Raw genomic sequence first — 22,006 nt, 5'->3', positions numbered from 1 at the left:
GTCCAGGGAGTCACCTTCGGGTGACTCCCTGGATGGAACTGGCCTGCGCTCCACAGGATCGGCCGGTACCGTCTTTACCGTGATCGATATAGACGCCGCGATCGGCTACGTGGTCGCTCATGGTGATCCGGTGGAACGGGCGCGGTTGTCGCACCTCCGGACAGGGCAGCCGGCTCCGCCGGAGGCGGTGGAGCGGGTCGCCGCCGGGCAGATGCCCGAGGGCGGCTGGCCGGCCTCGGTCGAGGGCGCCATCCCGTCGATCGACGCCACCTGTTACCGCCTCGCCGAGCTCGACGACATCGGCGCTCTGAACAGCGCTGTCGGGGTGCAGGCCCTGCACTGGCTGGCCGCCGCGCAGCGCGGCGACGGCACCTGGCAGGAGCACGAGTCGCTGGCCGGGGAGGCGCCGGCCTGGGCGCTGCCCGGCGACCCGGAGGCGACCCTCTACCAGACCTCGGTAGCGGGCTTCTGGCTCACCGCCGCGGCCGTCGAGATCGACCCCTATCAGACCCGGACGCCGTGGGCCGACGTGCTGCGTGCCGCGGCGACCTGGGTGGTCTCCGAGATCCGCCCGGACGGCACGTGGCCGTCGTTCCTGGCCGTCGGGTGGCACGCCGCCGGGTTGCTGCACCAGCAGCAGTTCTTCTACGAGTCGGCGCGGGTGCAGCAGGTCCTCGGCGACCGTCTGCCGGACATGTCGCCGGCCGATGTGGCGTCGATGGCGGCGGCCCTGCGGCGGGTCAACCTGGGTGACGACTGGCTGTTGCAGAGCGCCCGCAAGCGGCTGGCCGCGACGCAGCGCCCCGACGGTGGGTGGGACAGCAACGAGGGCCCGCTCTTCGACGTGAACACGACGCTGACCGCCCTGCGCGCCTGCCGGTGAGACCACTCAGTCCATGACGCCGACATAGAGCGAGAGCAGCACCACCGCGACCATGACGATGACGCCGACGGCCACGGCTCCGGCGAGGAGAAGCATGCTGCTCTGTGTCGCCACGTAACGCCACAGGCCCCGGTCCGGCGCCGGCTCGGTGGTTTCGTCGTCCTCGAAGATGTCCACGAGCCCGACCGTAGCGTCGGACCGCGACCCGCCGGCGACTATCACCGAAAGGCCCCCAGCCGGAGTCGGCCTCAGCGAGTGTGGCCGTTGCCGGTGACGACGTACTTCGTGGACGTCAGCTCCGGCAGGCCCATCGGGCCACGGGCGTGCAGTTTCTGCGTGCTGATGCCGATCTCCGCGCCGAACCCGAACTCGCCGCCGTCGGTGAAGCGGGTCGACGCGTTCACCATCACGGCCGCGGCGTCCACGCCGGCGACGAAACGACGGGTCGCGGTGGTCGATTCGCTGACGATGGCCTCGGTGTGGCCGGTGCCGTACCGGCGGATGTGGTCCAAGGCGTCGTCCAGGGAGTCGACGACGGCGACCGAGATGTCGGGGGACAGGTATTCCGTACCCCAGTCCTCTTCGGTGGCGGTGACCACCGCATCGCTGTAGCCGGAGACACGGGCGTCGCCGTGCACCGTGACACCCGCCTCGGCCAGCGACGACAGGATCAGCGGCAGGAACGTGTCGGCGATCTCGACGTGCACCAGCAGCGACTCGGCGGTGTTGCAGGTGGAGTATCGCTGGGTCTTCGAGTTGAGCGTGACGCCCAGCGCCTTCTCCAGGTCGGCGGCCGAGTCCACGTAGACGTGGCAGTTGCCCACTCCGGTTTCGATCACCGGCACCGTGGACTGCTCGACCACCGTCTTGATCAGCGAGGCGCCGCCGCGCGGGATCAGCACGTCGACGAGGCCGCGGGCACGCATCAGCTCCTTCACCGAGTCGCGGGTGGTGGCGTCGAGCAACTGGATCGTGTTGGCCGGCAGGCCGGCGTCGGCGACCGCCTTGCGCAGCACCGAGACGATGGCCGCGTTCGACGAGAAGGCCGAACCCGAGCCGCGCAGCAGAGCCGCGTTGCCGGACTTGAGGCAGATGCCGGCGGCGTCGGCCGTCACGTTCGGCCGGCCCTCGTAGATCATGCCGACCACCCCGAACGGCACCCGGACCTGCCGCAGTTCCAGCCCGTTGGCCAGGGTCGATCCGCGCACCACGTCACCGACCGGGTCGGGCAGGGCGGCGAGCTGGCGCAGGCCGTCGGCCATCGCGGCGACCCGCTCCGGGTCGAGCGCCAGCCGGTCGATCACCGACTCGGAGAGGCCGTTCTCCCGGGCGTTCGCGATGTCGACGCCGTTGGCGTGCACGATGTCGTCGGTCCGCTCGACCAGGCGGTCGGCCATCAGCAGGAGTGCCCGGTCCTTCTCGGCGCGGGTGGCTCCGGCCAGGTCGATCGCGGCGACCCGCGCTGCGGCTGCCTGTTCCAGCACACTCATGGCAAACCTTTCCTCAGATCAAGACCAGGGTGGGGTACGTCTAAAGCAGCACCAGATCGTCACGGTGGACGACCTCTCGTTCATAGCCCGGCCCCAGCGCCGCGGCCAACTCGGGTGTGGATCGTCCGAGTAGCGCCGGCAGTTCGACCGCGTCGTAGTTGACCAGGCCGCGCGCCACCGGCGTACCGGATCCGGCGTCCACCAGGTCCACCGGATCGCCGGCGGCGAAGGAGCCGTCGACCGCGGTGATGCCGGCCGGCAGCAGTGATTTGCGCCGGGCGACCACGGCCGCGACGGCGCCGGCGTCGAGGTGCAGGCGACCACGGGGGGAGGTGGCGTGGGCCAGCCAGAACAGCCGGGCGGCGGGCCGGGTCGCCGCCGCTTCGAAGAGGGTGCCGACCTCGTCGCCGGCGAGCGCCGCCCCGGCCAGCGGCGCCGCGGTCAGCACGACCGGGATGCCGAAGCCGGTGGCGATCCGGGCCGCTTCGACCTTGGTCACCATGCCGCCGGTGCCGACGCCGGACTTGCCGGCCGACCCGATCGCCACCTGAGACAGGTCGGAGTCGCCGCGGACCAGCGGAATCCGTCGCGAGGAGGGGTCGGCCGGGTTGCCGGTGTAGAGCGCGTCCACATCGGAGAGCAGCACCAGCAGGTCGGCGTCGGCCAGGGCGGCGACGAGCGCGGCCAGCCGGTCGTTGTCGCCGAACCGGATCTCCTCGGTGGCGACCGTGTCGTTCTCGTTGACGATCGGCAGGGCGCCGAGGTCGAGCAGTTTGCGCAGAGTGCGGTACGCGTTGCGATAGTGCGCCCGCCGGGTCACGTCGTCCACGGTGAGCAGCACCTGTCCGACCGTCAGGCCGTGGCGGGCGAACCCGGCCGCGTAGCGCCCGATCAGCAGCCCCTGCCCGACGGAGGCGGCGGCCTGCTGGGTGGCCAGGTCGCGCGGCCGGCGGCGCAGGTGGAGCGGGGCGAGCCCGGCGGCGATCGCGCCGCTGGAGACCAGGACCACCTCACGTCCACCGGTCGCCAGCGCGCCCAGGACGTCGACGAGGGCGTCGATCCGTTGCTCGTCGATGCCGCCCGCCGCGGTGGTCAGCGAGGACGACCCCACCTTGACCACGATCCGGCGCGCGCCGGTAACCACTTCCCGCACCAGGCCCATTGTGCTCGGCAGGCCGGTGTCGATCGTTGTCAGATCCCATATCGTGGCGGTTGATGACACCGCAGGAGTACGTCGAAGAGGTTCTGGCCCTGGTGGAGAGCATCCCGGAGGGGCGGGTCATGTCGTACGGCGCGATCGCTGACGCCCTCGCCGAGCGTTCCGGCCGTAACTCGCCCCGGCAGGTCGGCCGGATCATGGCCCTGCACGGCGGCGGTGTCCCGTGGTACCGGGTGTGCAGCGGCGGTGGCCGGCTCCCGCCCGGTCTCGAGGCCCGGGCTAAGGCGCTTCTCACCGCTGAGGGCGTGCCGATGCGCGGTGACCGGGTGCTGATGGCGGACGCCGGCTGGATGCCCGCTATCCGGTGAGTCCGGCCAGCTTCGCCGCCGCCCGCAGTTGATAGTCGAAGAAGCCCCGGCGGTCCTCCACGATCCCGTTGTTGAGCTGTCCGAAGAGTTCGTAGCTGATGGCGCCGCAGACCTGGAAGAAGGCGGCGATGGTGTCGGCGATGAGGCGCGGCGGCAGATCCGGATAGTAGGTGGCCGCGAGTGGCACGATCTCCTCGGCGAACCGGCCGGTGAGCGGCTCACGCTCGGCGACGGTCCCGGCCCGGTACGCCTCCGCGACGATCGCCCCCAGCAGGAGCAGCACCCGGGTGGCCGGCTCGACGGTGTCCTTCGGCGCCGCGTAACCCGGCACCGGACTGCCGTAGATCAGCGCCCACTCGTGCGGGTTGGCCAGCGCCCACTCCCGTGCCGCGTGCCCGGCCGCGAGCCACTTCTGCAGGGGGCTCCCGGCTGCGGCGGCGGCCTGCTCGGCGGTGTCGCCGACCGCGTCGTACGCGTCGATGATCAACGCGGTGAGTAGTTCGTCCCGGCTGGCGAAGTACCGGTAGACGGCCGACGAGGCCATGCCGAGGTCGCGGGCGACGGCCCGCAACGACAGGTTCGCCCCTTCGGTGGCCAGGTGGCGCTTGGCCACCGCCTTGATCTCTTCGGTCATCTCGGCCCGGACACGGGCGCGCAGGTTGGCGGCACTCATGCGGACCAGTGTGCCATATCGAGAGCACTGCTCTTGCAAATGTGGGCAGGCGTATGCGATCGTTGTTCTTGTTAGAGAGCACTGCTCGCAAAGGAGAATGCCATGCACCTCGTCATCGGTTCCGGTCCGATCGGCTCCACCGTCGCCACCGTGCTCGCCCAGCGCGGCGAGCGCGTCCGCATCGTCACGCGCAGCGGCAGCGGGCCCGCCCACCCGCTGATCGAGCGGGCCGCCGCCGACGCCGCCGACGCGCGTCGCCTGACCGAGCTGGCCCAGGGCGCCGAGGTGGTCTACAACTGCGCGAACCCGAAGTACACCGAGTGGGCCGAGAAGTGGTTCCCGATGAACAACGCGATGATCGCCGCCGCCAGGTCGGCCGGCGCCGTCTACGCCATCACCGGAAACCTGTACGGATACGGACCCCGGCCCGGTGGCCTGATGACCGAGAGCACCCCGCTCGCCGCGACCGGCCGCAAGGGCCGCATCCGCAATCGGATGTGGCAGGACGCCCTGGACAGCGGCGTGCGCGCCATCGAGGCCCGCGCCTCCGACTATCTCGGCGCCGGCGCGGTCGGGATCTTCTCGACGGTGCTGCTTCCGGCGATGAACGCGAACCGCACCGCCTGGGCCCCGGGCGACCCCGATCTGCCGCACAGCTTCACCTACGTCGGCGACATGGCCCGCACGCTGATCACACTGGCCGGTGACGAGCGGGCGCACGGCAAGGCGTGGCACGTGCCCTCACCCGCCCCGGTCACCATTCGTGAGCTGGCCGACCGCTACTGCGCACTGACCGGCCGGGCCCCGGTGACCGTCCGCAAGCTGCCGCGTTTCGTGATGCGCACGGCCGGCCTGGCCGTCCCGATGGCTCGCGAGCTGGCCGAGATGGACTACCAGTTCTACGCGCCGTTCGTTCTCGACTCGTCGCTGACCGAGCGCACCTTCGGCCTCACCGCCACCAGCCTCGACGTGGCCTTGCGCGAGACCGCCGCCGATGCCGAGGCCATCGCCGCCCGGACCATGTGACAGCGCCGGGAGCCGCCGACGCCGAGACTGGCGCCGCCGCACCATGTGACAGCGCCGGGGTCGCCGACGCCGAGGCTGGCGCGGCCCCCGATGCGGCGGCGCTGTCAGAGCAGGAGACCGAGGCCACCGCGACGGGGGTCGCCGGCGGCGCCGGTCCGGCCGACCGCGGTGACCCCGCCGAAGTAGTGGTTGATGTCCGGCCATTCGACGATCCGCCAGCCGTCGGCCGCCAGCGCCGCCAGCTCGTCCTGCGGGCAGCCGGCCTCCGCGTGCACGGTGTCCTCGACCGCGTGGAAGCGCGGCCGAGCGATCGCCTCGGGCACGCTCAACCCGTCGACCAAGACGCCGAGCAGCGTGTCGACCAGCGCGGTCCGGATCCGCGAGGCGCCGGCCGAGCCGGCCGCGACCGCGAGACCACCGTCCGGGGCGGTCACCACGAGCGGGCACATATACGACGACATCCGCTGCCCGGGCGCCAGCTCCCCGTTGAGCAGCTCACCCTCGCCGAGCATCGAGTTCAGGTTGATGCCGAGCCCGGGCAGCCACACCCCGGCGCCCAGCCCCAGCGTCGTGGTGATCACGCAGGCGTTCCCCTCGGCGTCGACCACCGACACGTTGGTGGTGTCGCCGAGCCGCTGGTCACCACGGTTGAGCAGGGCCGTCGCGACCCCCGGGGCACGACCGGGCCGGGACAGGTCGGCGGGCAGCGTGGCGATCGTGTCGATGGTCCGGTTCAGGTCGTGCCGGGCGTGCACCCGATATCCGGCGAGCGTCGCGTGGTCCACGTCCACCGACTCGACCCGGTACGCGGCCAGGTCGGCCGGCCCGATCGTCCCGCCGGCCGACCGCACCGTCTCGGACAGCAGTTTCCCGTACTCGCCGGTGTAGAACACCTCCGGCCCGTCGGCGGCCAGGGCGTCCATCGCGGTCGCCAGCCCCGGGTGGAAGAGCAGCTCGTCGCCCTGGAGCAGCCGCCCGCCCGGCTGATAGAGGGCCGCCCCGTCGCCATACGCCAGCGCGGGCGCGCACGACTCCAGGGTGCGGGCGTGCGCCGCGGGCAGCAGCACTCCGGTCCGGGCCAGCCCGGCGGCCGGCGCCACCACCTCCGGCCAGGGCAGCCGGCCCCAGCGCCGGTGCACCTCGCCGAGCCCGGCCGGCACTCCCGGCACGGCCACGCTCGCCCCGCCGATCGAGTAGATCTGTGGCAGCCCGCCGAAGAACACGTCCACGGCCACCATCGGCGACGGTTTCCGGTCGCCGTCCAGGCCGGGCACCGCGACGAAGAAGTCGAGGCAGGTGACCTCACGAGTACCCGCGTCGAAGTAGGTGGCGAACCCGCCGCCGCCGAGCCCCGTGTAGACGGTTTCGGCGACGCAGCAGGCCAGTACCGCGGCCACCGCGGCGTCGGCCGCGGTACCTCCGGCCTGCAGAACGCGCAGCCCGGTGCGAGCGGTCGCCGGATGACTGGCAGCGACGCCGGCAGCAACGCTTTTCATAGCGGCGAGCGTAGGCGGAGCAGGCCGATCATGGTTACGATGCGCGTCGATGACGGCCGCTGGTCCCTCTCCCGTGGTACCTCCGACGAGTGTTCTTCCACGCGGTGTTTTGGCTGGGTATGCGCTTGGCTCGGTGGTCACCGGAGCATTCGGCACGGTGCCCGGTTTGCTTCTTCTGCCTTATCTGACCGACACGCTGGGTGTCGCCGCCGGCGTGTCCGGATTGCTGGTTCTGCTGCCGAAGGCGTGGGATGTGCTGGTGAATCCGGTGGTCGGCCGGATCTCCGACCGCCGCGGTTCACGACGCCCGTTCTTGCTGATAGCGGGACTTCTGCTCGGCGTCCTCTTCGCCGCCATCTTCGCGGCACCCTTCGCGAGCGGGGCCGCCTCCGGCGCGTACGTCGCCGTCGCCTTCCTCGCCGCCGCGACCGCCTTCGCCTTCTTCCAGGTCCCCTACGTGGCCATGCCCGCCGAACTGACCGAGGGCTACGCCGAGCGGACCCGCCTGATGACCTGGCGGATCGCGGTTCTGGCCCTGGCCGTCCTGGTCTCCGGCGCTGTCGCGCCGCTGGTCGTCGAGATGTCCGGCGGGGGCCGCGAGGGCCACCGGTGGTCCGGGTCGTTCATCGGCGCGCTCATCGTCGTGGGCACGCTCGCCACCTTCTTCGGTACGCGCAAAGCCGAGTCCCGCACCGCGACCGAGTCCGAGCCGAGCCTGCGCGCGCAACTACGGGTGGCCGGCGGCAACGCCCCGTTCCGTGCTCTGCTGATCTGCTGGATCGTCCAGGCCGCGGGCATCGGCACCATGCTGGCCGGCGTCAAGTACTTCGCCGACCACGTGCTGGCCCAGGAAGCCGGCTCGACGTTCCTGTTCGCCGCGTTCGTCGGCCCGGCCCTGCTGGTCATGCCGCTGTGGACGATCGCCGGCCGCCGCCACGGCAAGCTCCGCTCCCTAGTCGCGGCCTCGCTGCTGTTCACCGCCGGCGCCCTGGCCCTGCTCGCCGCGCCGGTCCTGCCCCCGGTCGCGGTCTACCTGATCGTCGCGCTGGTCGGCGCCGGATACGCCGGCCAGCAGGTGTTCGCCCTGGCCATGCTGCCGGACTGCATCGCCCGCGACACCGAGCGCACCGGCCGCCGCCAGGCCGGCGTCTTCACCGGCCTGTGGACCGCCGGGGAGACCTTCGGACTGGCCCTCGGCCCCGGCGTCTTCGCGGTGATGCTCCAGATCTTCGGTTACGTCTCGTCGGCCACCGGGGAACCGGCGGTCCAGAGTGACACGGCCCGCCTCGGGGTGCTGCTCGGCTTCACCGTCGTCCCGGCCGCCCTGGTCGGCACGGCGGTGCTGACGCTCCGCGGTTACCGGGACGTCCGCCGTTCCGAATCTTGACGGCTTCCGTCAATATTGCCGGGTGAGACCACTCTCCTCCCGCTTGCCGGGGGTCGCCGTACTGGCGACCTGCGCCGTTCTGCTCGCCTCGTGCGCCGGCAACACGCCCGGCAACACTCCCGGGAACGGCGCCCGCAGCCAGGAGCCGCGCAAGGGTCTCGGTGACGTGCAGGCGACCGAACTCGGATTCACCCGGCACGCCGGCGCCGTGCAGTGGCCCGCCTCGAGCGACTGGATCCCGCCCGGCGATGGCCTGCGGATGCTTGTCCCGGCCGGTGACTGCGCCCTGGGCCTGGGCGACTACCAGAACGGTTACCGGGCGGTCAACGCCAACTGGACCGGTCCCGCCGCCTGCGACCGGCTCGCCCTCGACCCGGCGCCGGACGGGCGGACCGGCGGCGGTGACGGGCCACCGGACACCACGAACGGCTGGCCGGGCGGCGGCATCGCGGCGGACGCGGCGGTGGTGGAGCGGGACGGCTCGATCCTGGTCGCCCACAGCAGCGGCCTGGAACGGCACCGGCCCGGCGGGAAGGCCGAGGAGCTGGTCCGAAGCGACTTCTCCGAGCCCGGCTTCGAGGGCCAGGGCTCACGCAGTTCGGTACGGGGCCTGGCCGTGACCGGCCGCGGAACCATCGTTCTGAACGTCGGGCGGGCCACGCCCGGCCGTACCGCGCCGGTGCTTCTCGTGTCGGAGGACCGCGGCAGGACGCTGCGCCCGGTGAGCCTGCCCGAGTGGACCGCCGGTTCGGAGCCGGAACCGAACATCAGCGTTCTCGGCGCGGCGGGCGAGACGATCGTCGCTCTCGGTTCGGCCGCGCGGCGTGCGGCCGTGTGGCGGTCCACCGACAGCGGCCGCACCTGGAAGGTGTCGACGGTCGAAGGCCTGCCGCAGAGCCTGCTCATGACTCGCCTGGTCCGGGCCGGTGAGCGGTGGCTCGCCTTCGGCGGTGTCGACCACGAGACCGGCGAACAGGACGACACCCTGGTGCTCAGCAGCAAGGACGGGCTCGACTGGGCCCCGGGCGTCAGCACCGGGATGGGTGTGGGGCGGCTGCAGGACGTCACCGTCGGGCGCGACGGCACACTCGTCGCCATCGGGTCGATCGACGACGCGACCCGGCCCGCCCCCGACCAGCGCAACGAGTACTGCGGTGTGGTCTGGGTCGGCGACGGCGACAAGCCCTGGAAACGGGGCGAGCTCGGCTGCGGCGACTCCCCGCCGCAGGCCGTCACGACGTTGCGGGACGGGCGGGTGCTGATCGGTGGCAACCGGGATCTCTGGCTCCGGGCGGCCGATGCGCGAGGCGCGTCCGGCGGATAGCGTCACGGGATGATCGACGCGTTGCCGGAGAAGGGCGTGGCGAGCGACCAGATCCTGGCCGAACTGCGGGAACTGCGCGGGGCCGACCTGCCGACGCACGGCGGGCGGCTCTTCGCGTACGTGTACGACCCCGCCCTCGAAGGTCTGGACGACCTGACCCGCGCCGCCCACGCCGGCTCGGCCCACGTCAACGGCCTCGACCCGACCGCCTTCCCCTCTCTGCTGGCGATGGAGAACGCCCTGGTCGGCGCGGCCGCCAAACTGCTCGGCGGGACACCGGAGACGGTCGGCAGTGTCACCAGCGGCGGCACCGAGTCGCTGATCCTGGCGGTGAAAGCGGCCCGCGACGCCTACCCCGCGATCAGCGAGCCCCGCCTCGTCATCCCGGCCACCGCCCATGCGGCGTTCGCGAAAGCGGCCCATTACCTGCGGGTCGCGCTCGACGTCGTACCCGTCGAAGGGTTGCGGGCCGACCCGCGGGCGATGGCCGCGGCGATCACGCCGGACACCGTCCTCGTCGCGGCCTCCGCCCCGAGTTACGCGCACGGCGTCGTCGATCCGGTCGCAGAGATCGCGGCGATCGCCGCCGAGCGTGGCGTGCGGTTCCATGTGGACGCCTGCTTCGGCGGCTGGATCCTGCCCTACCTGCGGCGTCTCGGCGCGGATCTGCCGGACTTCGACCTCTCCGTGCCCGGCGTCACCAGCATCTCCGTCGACCTGCACAAATACGCGTACGCCCCGAAAGGCGTCTCGATCCTGCTGCACCGCGACCAGGCCCTGCGGCTGCCGCAGTACTTCGCCTACGCCGACTGGCCCGGCTACCCCATGATCAATCCGGGGATCGCGTCGACCCGCTCGGGCGGCCCGATCGCCGCCGCCTTCGCCACTCTCCGCGGCATCGGCGACGCCGGTTACCTGGAGCTGGCCCGCAAGACCCGCGAGTCGGTCGCGGTCCTGGCCGCCGCGGTCACTGCCACCGACGGGGTACGGCTGTACGCCCCCGCCGAGACCAGCGTCGTCTGCCTGGCCGCCGACACCGCCGCCGTCACCGAAACCGTCGCCTCCGACACGGCCGCATCTGACACCGCTGACACCGCCTCCGCGTCGGCCTCCGGGGGAGTCGACTTGTTCGTGCTGGCCGACGAACTGGCCGCCCGCGGATGGCACACTCAGCTCCAGATGGCGTACGCCGGCCTCCCACCCACCATCCACCTCACGGTGACCGCCGCGGTCCACGCCACCGCCCCCGCCTTCGCGGCCGACCTGGCCGATGCCGTCGCCGCCACTCGCGCCAAGGGCCCGGTCGAACTGCCCCCACTCCCGCCCCTGACCCCGGAAACGATCACCCCGGCCCTGATCGCCTCGCTGGCCGAGGGCCTGGGTCTGAGAGGCGGCGACTTCACCCGGATGGCCGCCGTGAACTCGGTCCTGAACGCGGCTCCGCCAGCCCTCCGCGAGGCCCTCCTGACCGGCTTCCTCAGCCTCCTCCAGCGCCCATGACCGGTCCTCTGTGTCACGGGTGATGCGCCTGGGCCGAGAATCGAGTCATGTGTGACGCGAGGCCCTGTACATTAGACAAGTGCTCTTTCCGCTTCCCGAACTGACCGATGCCGACCGGGAGGTCCTGGCCGGCATCGACGAGATGCGTCGGGAATTGCGCTATCAGGTCCAGGACAGGCCCACCAAATGGACATCTGGGCTGAGGAAGTTTCTGACGGCCGACGCTGTCGCGGCGTCGAACTCCATCGAGGGTTTCCGGGTCTCCACCGCCGATGTTCAAGATTTGATGGACGGCGAGCAGGATGTCGATGTCTCGACCGAGAATCGCCAGGAGACCCTCGCTTACCTGGTGTCGATCCACCCGTGGGCCGACGGCAACGGCCGGATGTCCCGCTCGCTGCAGACCTTGATGATCGCGCGGGAGGGAGTGCTCGCGCCCGAGTTCTCGTCGATCGAGGCGTGGCTGGGTCGTCCCGGCAACACCTGGGAGTACTACCGGGAGTTGGAACGGCGCGGCCCGGTTTCTCACCCTGACCAGGATGTCTCCCGTTGGATCAGGTTCAATCTCACGGCGTACCACCAACAGGCGCAGACGGTGCGAGGGCGAATGTCCCGCTCGGCTGCGGTGTGGACGTCGCTCATGTCGTTCGCCGACTCCGCCGGCCTGGACGAGCGGGTCGTGTCCGCGCTGCATGACGTCGCGCTGGTCGGGCGAATCCGCCGGAATCGCTATGAGCAGGCTGAAGGACTGACTCGGCAGCAGTCACAGCGCGACCTGCGGGACCTCACCGCCGCAGGCCTGCTCGAAACGGTCGGCCGCACCCGCGCGCGCTATTACACCGCGGGCCCCCGGTTCCCGGAGGGGGTTCTCGAAGTGGCGCGTACGCCGATGACTTTGAGTCAGCCGTACGCCGATGCGTTAGGTTGACCGGATGGCCGGTCTGCCAGGAGTGCTCGGGGAACCCATCCGGTTCGTGCTGAACTGGGGGCGCCGCTATTCCCTCTGGGTGTTCAATTTCGGACTGGCGTGCTGCGCCATCGAGTTCATCGCGTCCAGCATGGCCCGGCACGACTTCATGCGGCTGGGTGTGATCCCGTTCGCGCACGGGCCGCGTCAGGCTGACCTGATGGTCGTCTCCGGCACGGTCACCGACAAGATGGCTCCGGCGATCAGGCGGCTCTACGACCAGATGCCCGAGCCGAAGTATGTGATCTCGTTCGGTTCCTGCTCGAACTGCGGCGGGCCATACTGGGATTCGTATTCGGTCACCAAGGGCGTCGACCAGATCATTCCGGTGGATGTCTACGTGCCCGGCTGCCCGCCCCGGCCGGAGGCGCTGCTGCACGGCATCCTGCGGCTCCAGGAGAAGATCGCCGCCGAGCAGTCCGGCGTCGGCGGGGTGCACCGCCCCGATCCGCTGGCGCTCACCGCGCCGCTGGTCCGGCCGCCGGCCCCCTAGCCTTCCGTTCGCCGGGGCGATCTGATCGTTCGCCCGTCGTCGTTGCCGAGAGTGGCATCGATCACTGCCGTTCGTGAACCGTGGCGGCAGGTGCGTTCGTCTATCCGGCTGTGAGACACAGTGCCGCTGTGCTGGACTTTCGTCCCGGCACGCTCCCCGCGACCGCCCCGCCCACGCCGTCGGTCACCGCCGTCACCGTCACTGGCTGTATCGGCAGCCTGGTGATGGTGGTGGTCGCCTTCTGCTCGTTCCTGCCGATGCCGGCCGCGGTGGCGCTCGGCGTGACCGGGATGGGCCTGCTCGTGGCCGCGTGGCTGCGGCTGGGCCGTCGGCACCGTCGGCTCCCGGCCCGGTCGCTGTACCGGATCGCCGCGGTCTGGAGTCTCCCGCTGCTCGCCGCCCCTCCGCTGTTCAGCGGCGACGTCTGGAGTTACATCGCGCAGGGCGTGATCGCGGCGACCGGCCAGGACGCCTACGAACTCGGCCCGCTGCAGGCGCTGGGTGCCGACTCCGCCGTGACGGGCCAGGTGAGCCCCTACTGGGTGCGGACGCCGGCGCCGTACGGCCCGGCGTGGATGGCGTTGTCCCGGGCCGTCGCGACGCTGACCGGGGAGCACCTGGTGGCCGGCGTGCTGCTGTATCGGCTGATCGCCCTCGTCGGCGTCGGGCTGGTCGCCTGGGCGCTGCCACGCCTCGCCCGGCGGGCGGGCGCCGAGCCGTCGTCCGCCCTGTGGCTGGGGCTGCTCAACCCGCTGGTGCTCTGGCACCTGGTGGCGGGCGCCCACAACGACGGCATCATGCTCGGCCTGATGCTCTGCGGAATGGAGATCGGGCTGCGTGGAGTGGACCGCGGGCGAGCCGCCGGCCAGCGGCTCGCGGCCGGTCTGACGCTGCTCACGGTCGCGGCGAACATCAAGGTGGTGGCGTTCGCGGCGGTGTGCTGCCTGATCGTCGTGTCGGCCCGCCGACGCGCCCGGCCGGCCGAGACCGCACTCGGCATGGTGCTGGGCGCCGGCGCGGTCACGGCGGGAATCTCGATCGGCACCGGCCTCGGCTTCGGCTGGATCAGCGCGATCAGTTCCAGTACCGCCGTGCACAGCTGGCTGGCGCCGACCAACATCGTCGGTTTTCTCGTCGGCGCCGTCGGCGACGATGCCGGCACGGGCCTCACCGACAGCGCCATCACGGCCTCGGTGACGGCCGGCGCGGCCGTCTGCGCCGCCGTGCTGGCGAGGCTGCTGTGGTCGATGTGGCAGGGCCGGCTCGACCTGGCCCGCGGCGTCGGCCTGGTCTTTGCCGCCGTCGTCCTGTGTGGACCGGTGGTGCAGCCGTGGTACCTGCTCTGGGCGGTGCTGCCCCTCGCCGCGACGGCCCGGAACCGCCGCGACCGGAAGGCCGTCGCCGCCGTCAGCGCGCTGCTCGCGGTGGCGCTGCCGCCGGTCGGCTCCGGCGCCACGCCGCTGGTCACCGGCTATCTCGCCGCGGCCCTGCTGCTCGCGGGCATCCTGCTGGGGCTGCCCCGTATCGCCGATGCGGCCGGGCGTCGAACGCGGAGCGATGCGAATGGCATAGACAGATGTCCGTCAATGGGTTGCGTGTCGTCCGATCCGGTTGAAGTCTGGACGCCGTTCGTGTGAAACGGCGGCTCCATCCCACCGGGGGTACTCATGGCACGTTTCCGCAGACTGCTCGGCGTGGTCATGGCGACCGCGCTCGGGCTGACCGTTCCGGCGGTGCTGACACCGGCCGCGGCCCAGGCCGGCGCCGCCCGTCCCAACGCCGTCGTCACCTGGCACATCCACGCACAGACGGCCATCTACGACACCGCGCGGCAGTCTCCGAACGCCGCCTCCCGCAGCTTCGCGATGGTGCAGGGGGCCGTCTACGACGCGGTCAACGCCATCGAGGGCCGGCCGTACGAGCCGTACCTGATCGCACCGCGGGCCCGCCGGGGAGACTCGGTCCCGGCCGCTGTCGCCGCCGCGGCCCACAACGTGCTGACGTCGCTCTTCCCGGCCCAGGCCGACGCTCTGAGGGCCCGGTACGAGAAGGAGCTCGCCGCGATTCCGGACGGCCGTGCCAAGCGCGGCGGCATCGCCGTCGGCGAGGCCACCGCCGCCGCGATGATCGAGGAGCGCAGCGACGACGGCGCCTTCTCCAGCGCGACATGGCCGGTCGGCACCGCGCCCGGGGAGTACCGGCTGACACCTCCGGGCTTCGTGCAGAGTGGAGCCTGGTACGCCTTCCTCAAACCGTTCGTCGTCCGCGACCCGAGCCGTTACCGCGTTCCCGGCCCGCCGGCTCTGACGAGCGCCGACTACGCACGCCAGCTCAACGAGGTGAGGAATCTCGGCTCGGCCGGCAGCACCGTCCGCACCCCGGATCAGACCGAGGCGGCGATCTGGTGGGACGACTTCCACATGGTGGAGTGGGAGATCCGGCGGGTGCTGGCCGCGAACCAGCGGCTCGGCGACCTGGCGACGGCCCGGCTGTTCGCGCAGACCGACATGGCCACCGTCGACGCGCTGATCTCCTGTTACCAGCAGAAACGACGTTGGAGCCTGTGGCGTCCGGTGACCGCGATCCCGCTGGCCGACACCGACGGCAACCCGGCCACCGTCGCCGACCCGTCGTGGCAGCCGCTGCGGGTGACCGCGCCGTCCCCGGAGTGGCCGTCCGGGCACACCTGCTACACCTCGGCGACCATGGTCAGTTTCCGGGCCTTCTTCGGGCGTGACGACCTGCCGTTCCACGCCTACAGCCCGGCGTCCGGGACGACCCGCCACTACACCAGCTTCGCCACGGCGCAGGCCGAGGTGCAGCGGGCCAGGATCTGGGCGGGTGTGCACTATCGCGGCGCCGGCGTTCTCGGCGACAGGCTGGGCACGGCCGTCACCGGGGAGGTGCTCCGCGAGTTCGCGCAGCCGGTCAGGAGGTGAGACTGGGCTCGCTCATGCGGGGCTCGCTCAGGCTGGGCTCGCTCAAAATCGCCCGTGCGCCCTGGCGAAGCAGGGACGCCGCCACCGATGTGCCGAGAACGACGGGATCGGACGCCCACTCGTGGGCGTCCAGGACCGTCTTGCCGTCCAGGCTGATCACCCGGGCCCGCAGGCTGAGCCGCCCGTCCGGTTCGGTCCGTGCGTAACCACCGATCGGCGAATGGCAGCTGCCCTGCAGGATGTGCAGCATCGTGCGCTCGGCCTCGGTCTCCCGACCGGCGCGCCGGTCGGCGAGCGCCTCCGCGATCTCCAGCGCCGCGAAGTCGTCCTGCCGGCATTGCAGAACCAGCGTGCCGGAGCCGACCGCCGGTACGAACGTGTCCACGTCGATCGGATGGGTGATCCGCCCCGGCTGGCCGATCCGGTGCAGGCCGGAGACCGCGAGGAGCAATGCGTCGTACTCGCCGGCGTCTAGCTTGGCCAGGCGGGAGTTGGCGTTCCCGCGGACCGGCACGGGGGTGAGGTGCGGCCAGTGCAGGGCTAGTTGGGCGATGCGGCGCACCGCCGAGGTCCCGATGCGGGCCCCCGCGGGCAGGGTTTCGATCCGTTTCCCGTCGGGGTGCACCAGGCAGTCCCGCACGTCGTCGCGGGCCAGGTAGGCGGCGAACACCGTGCCGGCCGGCGCGGGCCGGTCACCGGGGACGTCCTTGACGCAGTGCACGGCCAGGTCGGCCCGGCCGTCGAGCAGCGCCTGATCGACCTCCTTGGTGAAGGCGCCCTTGCCACCCAGCTCGGACAGCGCGCCCTGCCAGCGGTCGCCGCTGGTGCTCAGCGGCACCACCTCGACGGAGACCTCGGGCCGCCGCCCGGCGAGCATCCGGCGGACCCTCTCGACCTGGGCGAGCGCCATGGGGGAGGAGCGGGTGCCGATACGCAGCAAGCGGGAAGCGGACATAGCGGAAAGCGTAGCCGCTGCGTGCGGGGAGCTGAGTAGCGTGACCGCCATGGGCTCTCAGTCTCGTGCCGACTTCATCATCGACGTCCTAACCCGCGAGTTCGGCGAGCTGATCGCGCTCGACCCGGCCGCGTTCCGTCGCAAGTTCCGGAAGATGGCGGCCTCGCCGTTCGCCTTCTACCGGGGCAGCGCCTCGCTCTTCTACGCCGACCTCAGCGGCGGCTTCCGCGACGACAGCTTCCTCGACGAGCGGACCAGCCGGGTCTGGATCCACGGCGACCTGCACGCCGAGAACTTCGGCACCTACATGAACTCCTCCGGCCGCCTGGTGTTCAACGTCAACGACTTCGACGAGGCGTACGTCGGCCCGTACACCTGGGATCTGAAGCGGTTCTCGGCAAGCGTCGCGCTGATCGGCTATTCCAAGGCCCTCTCCGACGACAACATCAGCGCGCTGGTCACCGGATTCGCCCGGTCCTACCTGACCGAGTTGCGGGCGATCGCGCGCGGCGGCGAGGAGGCGATCGGCTCGATCACCCTGGAGAACGCGACCGGGGTGCTGCGCCGGGTGCTCCAGGAGGCGCGCCTCAACACCCGGGTCGACCTGCTCCGCCAGCAGACCACGATCGACGACTATGAGCGCCGGTTCTCTCTCGGTGACGGCGTCTACGAGGTCGACATCGACACCCATGCGGCGGTACGGGAGGCGTTCGACCGCTATCTGGACACGCTGCCTGACGCCGGCCGGCCGATCGCGCTGCACATCAAGGACATGAAGCTGCGTAAGGGCGTGGGAATCGGCTCGGCCGGGCTGCCGTCGTACAACGTGCTGCTGGAAGGGCACACCGAGGCCCTGGAGAACGACGTCGTCATCTACATGAAGCAGGCGCAGGTCCCGGCGGTCGCCCGGTGGATCGACGACGACCGGGTCCGCGGCTATTTCAAGCATCAGGGGCACCGGACCGCCGAGTCACAGCGGGCCCTGCAGGCGCACGCCGACCCGTGGCTGGGCTTCACCGAGCTGAACGGGGTGGGCCAGCTGGTCGCGGAGGTCTCGCCGTACGCCGCCGACCTCGACTGGTCGGACGTGAACGAGCCGGACGACCTGTCCGGCGTGGTCGCCGACCTGGGCCGTGCGGTGGCCCGGATGCATTCGGTCGCCGACGACGAGTCCAGCCACGACCTGGTCGACTTCTCCACCGAGGAGGCGATCGTCGCGGTCGTCGACTCCGACGAGGCGGGCTTCGTCCAGCACCTGGTGGACTTCGCGCACAGGTACGGCGACCAGGCCCGCGAGGACCACCAGGACTTCGTCGACGTGTTCCGCAACGGCCGCCTCCCCGGCCTGTGACTCAGTACCGCTCCAGGAACGTGGCCACCGCGCTGCGATGCGCGGCGTCGGCGTCCGGCTCGATGCGGTAGCTCAGGCCCTTCGTCGACGCGGTGTAGGTCACCGACGCGGATCGAGGTGCGTCCGGGGAACAGCGCACGGTGGCTTCGTCCGCCGTCGACGGGTTCGTCCCGTCCGTGCTCGGAGCGACGGAGAGCCGCGCCGTGCCGAAACCGAAACAGATCGCCCGGACCCGGTACCGGCCCGGTTCGATGCTGTTGCCCTCGAACCCGGTGCTGAAGCCGGATTCGGAGACGAAATCCGAACCGGCCCCCACGAAGTCGCCGGTCCGTTCGCCGAGGGCGTTCCTTGCCGTCTCCTGCCATCGGGACTTGTCCGCCTGTGCCAGGTCGGCGACGTAGCCGAAGGCCGCCTGGCCGGGCCCGGCCACATGAGGGGCCACCCGCACAGCCAGCTGCCCGCTGGGCTCCGGCACCACCACCGGCAGGACCCGAACCGTTCCGGCTGTGTCACAGGGCACCGTCTCGACTGCCGTGCCGTTCGCCGTGACATCCATCGAACCGGAGCCGTAGCAGGTCATCCGGATGCTGTAGGAGCCGCCGAGCACCTGCCGCCGGGACTCCCGCGGACCGTTCCCGGTATCGAGGATGATCTCGCTGAGTCCCACCGTCGCATCCTCGACCTTGAGGGTCGCGGTGATCCCGGCCGTCAGCATGTCGTCCGAATATGTCGGTGCCGCCGAGGGCGGTGACACGACGGGCTCCGGTCCGCTGCCCGGTCGGGCCACGGTGATCAGAGCCGCCAGCCCCAGCACGGTGACGGCCGCGGCCACCGAGGTGACGGCCCGTCGCCGGCGGACCGCCCGCCGCAGCGTCTCGGTTCCCGGCGGGCGCACCGTGGGCAGCACTTCGGCGCGGAGGTCCGCGAAGAGTTCCTCGATCTGGTCGGTCATCGCGCACCTCCGGTGCTGTCGGTCGGATCGAGCTGGACGGCGAGCGCGGCACGCCCTCGGTGCAGCCAGGACTTCACGGTGCCGGTGGAGGTGCCTTCCCGCTGAGCGATCTCGGCCACCGGCATGTCGGCCAGGTAGTGCAGCACCATGGCCCGGCGCTGCTTGTCCGGCAGGGTCGCGAGTGCGGCGACCAGGGCGACCCGCTCCGGACCGGGCTCGTCGGACCGTGGCTCGACCCGAGACTGCCGGCCGAGGAAGCTCAGCGCGGTCCGGGCCCGCCGCCACCGGCTGACGGCGAGATTCCAGGCCACTCGCCGGATCCAGGCGACCGGGTCGTCGTACCGGGCGATCCGGTCCCACCGGACGAGCGCGCGGTAGAACGCCTCCTGAACCACGTCGTGCGCGTCCTGTCGATCCCCGAAGTACGCGTAGAGCTGCACGGTCAGGTCCGCGTAGTGCGCGGCGTAGACGTCATCGAAGGAGGGCGGCTCGTGGAGCACGACGATCCGCGTCTCCGTTCGTTGTCTGGCGATGGCTGTCACGGCCACTACACGCCGCTACCCGGCGGCGGGTTGCACCCGGTCGCGAATAGTGCGCCGCCCGGCGGAAGGCCGCAAGGACCGCCCGGATCATAGGATGGCCTGCATGACGCCCGAAGAGGTCGGTGAACGCTTGGTCCACCTGATGGCGACCGACGATCCCGAGAAGGGCATCGTCACCGCCGAGGTGTCCGGCGGCGGCCCCGGCCACGCCCGCGCCGTGGTCGACGTGCCGGTGGCCCGCTGGTGGTTCGCGGCCGAGGTGGCCCGCGACGCCGGTGCGCTCGGCTGCGACTTCTTCGACTGGCTCTCCGCGGTGGACGAGCTGGAGGGCGGCTTCTCGGTGATCGCCCACCTCTGGTCCACCCGCCGCAGGCACGGCGTGCTGCTGCGCACCCGGGTGTCCCGGCAGGACCCGGAGGTGGAGTCGCTGGTCGACCTCTATCCCGGGGCCGAGTGGCACGAGCGGGAGACGTACGAGATGTTCGGCATCGTCTTCGCCCGCCATCCGGGCCTGCGCCCGCTGCTGCTGCCGCCGGAGTTCGAGGGTCACCCGCTGCGTAAGGAATTCGTGCTGGCGTCCCGGGTGGCGAAGCCGTGGCCGGGCGCCAAGGAGCCGGGGGAGTCCGACGGCGGCGCCGCCAAGCGGGCCCCGATCCGCCCGCCGGGCGTCCCCGACCCCAACGAGTGGGGGCCGCTCAAGGGGAAGGTGAACCCGCCGGAGACCCCGGCCCGCCCGGCCCGCCCCGAACGAGCTGCCCGCCCGGCCGGCGAGCGTCCGGCCCGCCCGGCCCGCCCGGCAGCGGAGGCCCGCCCGGCAGCGGAGGCCCGCCCGGCAGCGGAGGTTCGCCCCGCGTCGGAGGCTCGCCCGGCCGCCGAGCCGAAGACCGACGGGGAGCCCTCCTGATGCCGCTCTGGCTGGACCTTCTCATCCGGGTCGCCGCCGTGATGGCCGGCTTCCTCGTCCTCCCGCTCGTGATCGGCCAGGCCGAGCACAAGGTGATGGCGCACATGCAGGGCCGGGTCGGCCCGATGTACGCCGGCGCCTTCCACGGCTGGGCCCAGCTCGTCGCCGACGGGGTGAAATTCGTCCAGAAGGAGGACGTCACCCCGCACGACGCCGACCGGACCGTCTTCCGGCTGGCCCCGATCGTGGCCCTGTTCCCCTACCTGGTGGTCATCCTGACCATCCCGCTCGGCCCGGGCCTGGTCGCGCAGAGCCTGGACATCGGCCTCTTCCTGGTCTTGGCGGTGCTCGGCATCGGCGTGGTCGCGGTCCTGATGTCCGCCTGGGCGTCGGCCAACAAGTACAGCCTGCTCGGTGGTGTCCGCGGCGCCGCCCAGTTGCTCGGTTACGAGTTGCCACTGGTCCTGGCCGCCGCGAGCGTCGCGATGGCCGCCGGCACCCTGAGCCTGTCCGGCATCGTCGAGGCGTGGCGGCCGTGGTGGCTGATCTGGCAGGCTCCGGCCGCGCTGGTGTTCTTCATCGCCGGCCTGGCCGAGATCCGCCGCCCGCCGTTCGACATGCCGATCGCCGACTCGGAGCTGGTCTTCGGCTACATGACCGAGTACACGGGCCTGCGGTTCGCGTTCTTCCTGCTGGCGGAGTACGTCGGGATCGTCGTGATCGCCGGCCTGACCACGGTCCTGTTCCTCGGCGGCTGGCACGGCCCCTTCGAGGAGCAACTCGGCTGGGTCTGGACCCTTCTGAAGATCTTCGCGGTGTCCTTCGTGATCATCTGGCTGCGGGTCACCTATCCCCGCCTCCGCGAGGACCAGCTTCAGCGCCTCTGCTGGCTCGTGCTGGTCCCGCTCGCCCTGGCCCAGCTCGTCCTGACCGTCGCCGTGAAGTCCCTGCTCTAAAGGTTGCGCGGCCGGATCGTGGTCACCGGAATCTCCAGAGGCCACGGTTCGTCGAGTCGAATGGTGTCCGAATCGGTGAAGGTCCCGGTCGGCTGGTAGACGCCGTCCTCCTGGTCGATTCGGTAGGTCGTCACGGTGAGGCCGTTAGCGGTCTCGATCAACCAGTAGAACGGGATTCCAGCTTTCGCGTAGAGCGCGGGCTTCATCACGCGGTCCATGCTTTGCGAGCTGGGGGAGACGATCTCGATGGCCAGCACGACATCGGACGCCTGAAATTTGCCGACCGTCTTGGCCGACTCGAATGTCACGACAAGAAGATCGGGAATGAACTGACGACGCGAACTCAGGATGACATCGTTCGCCTGACTGACGAACAACGCTTCGGGGCAGCCCTCCATCAGGGCGTGTCCCAGCAGAATTACCAATGCCTGGTGAGCAGGCGATGGAGCAGGGGGCGCGTGAAGGACTCCATCGATCAGCTCGCGGCGAACGCCGTCCTCGGGCAAGGCATCAAGATCGTCAACGGTCCAGCCGTCCGCCGGCGGCATGTCACTGATCGCAGCGGTCATCGGGGCCTCCAGAACGGGGTCGCTCAACCCGTTCGTTCACCGTACCGGAGAACTCGCCGGGGCAAGGTCGCG

Annotated in this window: 22 protein-coding genes; 13 read left to right on the top strand and 9 right to left on the bottom strand. The window is 71.2% G+C overall.

Annotation, left to right across the window (positions count from 1 at the left end):
* Positions 1-79 precede the first annotated feature (79 nt).
* Positions 80-883, top strand: a complete 804-nt coding sequence (locus tag QLQ12_RS08440) for a prenyltransferase/squalene oxidase repeat-containing protein (RefSeq protein WP_282758394.1) — start codon at positions 80-82, stop codon at positions 881-883.
* Positions 884-889: 6 nt separating this feature from the next.
* Here the strand turns inward: QLQ12_RS08440 and QLQ12_RS08435 are convergent, their stop codons facing one another.
* The 3 genes from QLQ12_RS08435 to proB all read right to left on the bottom strand — a co-directional run bounded on the left by QLQ12_RS08435 (position 890) and on the right by proB (position 3,526).
* Positions 890-1,060, bottom strand: coding sequence for a hypothetical protein (locus tag QLQ12_RS08435; protein WP_282758392.1), 171 nt, complete (start codon positions 1,058-1,060; stop codon positions 890-892).
* Between the two features lie 71 nt (positions 1,061-1,131).
* Positions 1,132-2,373, bottom strand: coding sequence for a glutamate-5-semialdehyde dehydrogenase (locus QLQ12_RS08430; protein ID WP_282758391.1), 1,242 nt, complete (start codon positions 2,371-2,373; stop codon positions 1,132-1,134).
* Positions 2,374-2,413: 40 nt separating this feature from the next.
* The gene (proB, locus tag QLQ12_RS08425; protein ID WP_282758390.1) at positions 2,414-3,526 is read right to left on the bottom strand and encodes a glutamate 5-kinase; all 1,113 of its coding nucleotides are present in this window, start codon (positions 3,524-3,526) and stop codon (positions 2,414-2,416) included.
* Between the two features lie 62 nt (positions 3,527-3,588).
* On the opposite strand from proB, the gene QLQ12_RS08420 reads away from it, so the two are divergent.
* Entirely contained in the window at positions 3,589-3,900 is a 312-nt protein-coding gene (locus tag QLQ12_RS08420; protein WP_282758389.1) for an MGMT family protein, read from the top strand.
* On the opposite strand, the gene QLQ12_RS08415 is transcribed toward QLQ12_RS08420, so the two are convergent.
* Positions 3,890-4,573, bottom strand: coding sequence for a TetR/AcrR family transcriptional regulator (locus QLQ12_RS08415; protein WP_282758388.1), 684 nt, complete (start codon positions 4,571-4,573; stop codon positions 3,890-3,892). The genes QLQ12_RS08420 and QLQ12_RS08415 overlap by 11 nt on opposite strands.
* A 102-nt stretch (positions 4,574-4,675) precedes the next feature.
* Here QLQ12_RS08415 and QLQ12_RS08410 point away from each other — a divergent pair, with 102 nt between their 5' ends.
* Positions 4,676-5,599: an NAD-dependent epimerase/dehydratase family protein gene (locus QLQ12_RS08410; protein ID WP_282758386.1), complete on the top strand. Its 924-nt coding sequence runs from the start codon at positions 4,676-4,678 to the stop codon at positions 5,597-5,599.
* A 104-nt stretch (positions 5,600-5,703) separates the two neighbouring features.
* Here QLQ12_RS08410 and QLQ12_RS08405 read toward each other — a convergent pair whose 3' ends face one another.
* Positions 5,704-7,095, bottom strand: coding sequence for a gamma-glutamyltransferase (locus QLQ12_RS08405; protein ID WP_282758385.1), 1,392 nt, complete (start codon positions 7,093-7,095; stop codon positions 5,704-5,706).
* Positions 7,096-7,144: 49 nt separating this feature from the next.
* Here QLQ12_RS08405 and QLQ12_RS08400 point away from each other — a divergent pair, with 49 nt between their 5' ends.
* The 7 genes from QLQ12_RS08400 to QLQ12_RS08370 all read left to right on the top strand — a co-directional run bounded on the left by QLQ12_RS08400 (position 7,145) and on the right by QLQ12_RS08370 (position 15,705).
* The gene (locus tag QLQ12_RS08400; protein WP_282758384.1) at positions 7,145-8,482 is read left to right on the top strand and encodes an MFS transporter; all 1,338 of its coding nucleotides are present in this window, start codon (positions 7,145-7,147) and stop codon (positions 8,480-8,482) included.
* Positions 8,483-8,504: 22 nt separating this feature from the next.
* Complete coding sequence (locus QLQ12_RS08395; protein WP_282758383.1) at positions 8,505-9,806, top strand: beta propeller repeat protein; 1,302 nt, start codon at positions 8,505-8,507, stop codon at positions 9,804-9,806.
* Positions 9,807-9,815: 9 nt separating this feature from the next.
* Positions 9,816-11,306 carry a pyridoxal phosphate-dependent decarboxylase family protein gene (locus tag QLQ12_RS08390; RefSeq protein WP_282758382.1) on the top strand — a complete coding sequence of 497 codons (1,491 nt, stop codon included), beginning with the start codon at positions 9,816-9,818 and terminating at the stop codon, positions 11,304-11,306.
* Between the two features lie 79 nt (positions 11,307-11,385).
* Entirely contained in the window at positions 11,386-12,234 is an 849-nt protein-coding gene (locus tag QLQ12_RS08385) for a Fic family protein (protein ID WP_282758380.1), read from the top strand.
* Between the two features lie 4 nt (positions 12,235-12,238).
* Positions 12,239-12,766 (top strand): NADH-quinone oxidoreductase subunit B, encoded by a 528-nt coding sequence (locus QLQ12_RS08380; RefSeq protein ID WP_282758378.1) that lies wholly within the window; start codon positions 12,239-12,241, stop codon positions 12,764-12,766.
* 128 nt (positions 12,767-12,894) lie between these two features.
* Positions 12,895-14,403: a polyprenol phosphomannose-dependent alpha 1,6 mannosyltransferase MptB gene (gene mptB, locus QLQ12_RS08375; protein ID WP_282758376.1), complete on the top strand. Its 1,509-nt coding sequence runs from the start codon at positions 12,895-12,897 to the stop codon at positions 14,401-14,403.
* Positions 14,404-14,433: 30 nt separating this feature from the next.
* Complete coding sequence (locus QLQ12_RS08370; protein WP_282758374.1) at positions 14,434-15,705, top strand: vanadium-dependent haloperoxidase; 1,272 nt, start codon at positions 14,434-14,436, stop codon at positions 15,703-15,705.
* Here QLQ12_RS08370 and hemC read toward each other — a convergent pair.
* Entirely contained in the window at positions 15,695-16,660 is a 966-nt protein-coding gene (gene hemC, locus QLQ12_RS08365) for a hydroxymethylbilane synthase (protein ID WP_282758372.1), read from the bottom strand. The two genes, QLQ12_RS08370 and hemC, sit on opposite strands and share 11 nt — an antisense overlap.
* A 49-nt stretch (positions 16,661-16,709) precedes the next feature.
* Between hemC and QLQ12_RS08360 the strand changes: the two genes are divergently transcribed.
* Positions 16,710-18,011, top strand: coding sequence for a DUF2252 domain-containing protein (locus tag QLQ12_RS08360; RefSeq protein WP_282758370.1), 1,302 nt, complete (start codon positions 16,710-16,712; stop codon positions 18,009-18,011).
* 1 nt (position 18,012) lies between these two features.
* Here QLQ12_RS08360 and QLQ12_RS08355 read toward each other — a convergent pair whose 3' ends face one another.
* The gene (locus tag QLQ12_RS08355) at positions 18,013-18,963 is read right to left on the bottom strand and encodes a hypothetical protein (RefSeq protein WP_282758368.1); all 951 of its coding nucleotides are present in this window, start codon (positions 18,961-18,963) and stop codon (positions 18,013-18,015) included.
* Positions 18,960-19,505 carry an RNA polymerase sigma factor gene (locus tag QLQ12_RS08350; RefSeq protein ID WP_407651434.1) on the bottom strand — a complete coding sequence of 182 codons (546 nt, stop codon included), beginning with the start codon at positions 19,503-19,505 and terminating at the stop codon, positions 18,960-18,962. Before QLQ12_RS08350 ends, QLQ12_RS08355 begins: the two co-directional genes overlap by 4 nt.
* Positions 19,506-19,608: 103 nt before the next feature.
* On the opposite strand from QLQ12_RS08350, the gene QLQ12_RS08345 reads away from it, so the two are divergent.
* Together QLQ12_RS08345 and nuoH are read left to right on the top strand one after the other, a co-directional pair.
* Entirely contained in the window at positions 19,609-20,409 is an 801-nt protein-coding gene (locus QLQ12_RS08345; RefSeq protein WP_282758366.1) for an NADH-quinone oxidoreductase subunit C, read from the top strand.
* Positions 20,409-21,365 carry an NADH-quinone oxidoreductase subunit NuoH gene (gene nuoH, locus QLQ12_RS08340; protein WP_282758364.1) on the top strand — a complete coding sequence of 319 codons (957 nt, stop codon included), beginning with the start codon at positions 20,409-20,411 and terminating at the stop codon, positions 21,363-21,365. Before QLQ12_RS08345 ends, nuoH begins: the two co-directional genes overlap by 1 nt.
* Here the strand turns inward: nuoH and QLQ12_RS08335 are convergent.
* Positions 21,362-21,934 carry a Uma2 family endonuclease gene (locus QLQ12_RS08335; RefSeq protein ID WP_282758362.1) on the bottom strand — a complete coding sequence of 191 codons (573 nt, stop codon included), beginning with the start codon at positions 21,932-21,934 and terminating at the stop codon, positions 21,362-21,364. The genes nuoH and QLQ12_RS08335 overlap by 4 nt on opposite strands.
* Between the last annotated feature and the right edge of the window lie 72 nt (positions 21,935-22,006).

This window comes from Actinoplanes sandaracinus (assembly GCF_030009775.1).
Classification (GTDB): domain Bacteria; phylum Actinomycetota; class Actinomycetes; order Mycobacteriales; family Micromonosporaceae; genus Actinoplanes; species Actinoplanes sandaracinus.
This window is presented reverse-complemented; position numbering and strand designations above follow the sequence as displayed.

Excerpts from the sequence above, each read along its gene's own strand:
- QLQ12_RS08390 (WP_282758382.1), top strand. The coding sequence starts at position 9,816 with ATGATCGACGCGTTGCCGGAGAAGGGCGTGGCGAGCGACCAGATCCTG.
- QLQ12_RS08360 (WP_282758370.1), top strand. The coding sequence starts at position 16,710 with ATGGGCTCTCAGTCTCGTGCCGACTTCATCATCGACGTCCTAACCCGC.
- QLQ12_RS08400 (WP_282758384.1), top strand. The coding sequence starts at position 7,145 with ATGACGGCCGCTGGTCCCTCTCCCGTGGTACCTCCGACGAGTGTTCTT.
- QLQ12_RS08335 (WP_282758362.1), bottom strand. The coding sequence starts at position 21,934 with ATGACCGCTGCGATCAGTGACATGCCGCCGGCGGACGGCTGGACCGTT.
- QLQ12_RS08415 (WP_282758388.1), bottom strand. The coding sequence starts at position 4,573 with ATGAGTGCCGCCAACCTGCGCGCCCGTGTCCGGGCCGAGATGACCGAA.
- QLQ12_RS08345 (WP_282758366.1), top strand. The coding sequence starts at position 19,609 with ATGACGCCCGAAGAGGTCGGTGAACGCTTGGTCCACCTGATGGCGACC.
- QLQ12_RS08405 (WP_282758385.1), bottom strand. The coding sequence starts at position 7,095 with ATGAAAAGCGTTGCTGCCGGCGTCGCTGCCAGTCATCCGGCGACCGCT.
- QLQ12_RS08380 (WP_282758378.1), top strand. The coding sequence starts at position 12,239 with ATGGCCGGTCTGCCAGGAGTGCTCGGGGAACCCATCCGGTTCGTGCTG.
- QLQ12_RS08430 (WP_282758391.1), bottom strand. The coding sequence starts at position 2,373 with ATGAGTGTGCTGGAACAGGCAGCCGCAGCGCGGGTCGCCGCGATCGAC.
- QLQ12_RS08370 (WP_282758374.1), top strand. The coding sequence starts at position 14,434 with ATGGCACGTTTCCGCAGACTGCTCGGCGTGGTCATGGCGACCGCGCTC.
- nuoH (WP_282758364.1), top strand. The coding sequence starts at position 20,409 with ATGCCGCTCTGGCTGGACCTTCTCATCCGGGTCGCCGCCGTGATGGCC.
- QLQ12_RS08410 (WP_282758386.1), top strand. The coding sequence starts at position 4,676 with ATGCACCTCGTCATCGGTTCCGGTCCGATCGGCTCCACCGTCGCCACC.
- QLQ12_RS08355 (WP_282758368.1), bottom strand. The coding sequence starts at position 18,963 with ATGACCGACCAGATCGAGGAACTCTTCGCGGACCTCCGCGCCGAAGTG.
- QLQ12_RS08420 (WP_282758389.1), top strand. The coding sequence starts at position 3,589 with ATGACACCGCAGGAGTACGTCGAAGAGGTTCTGGCCCTGGTGGAGAGC.
- hemC (WP_282758372.1), bottom strand. The coding sequence starts at position 16,660 with ATGTCCGCTTCCCGCTTGCTGCGTATCGGCACCCGCTCCTCCCCCATG.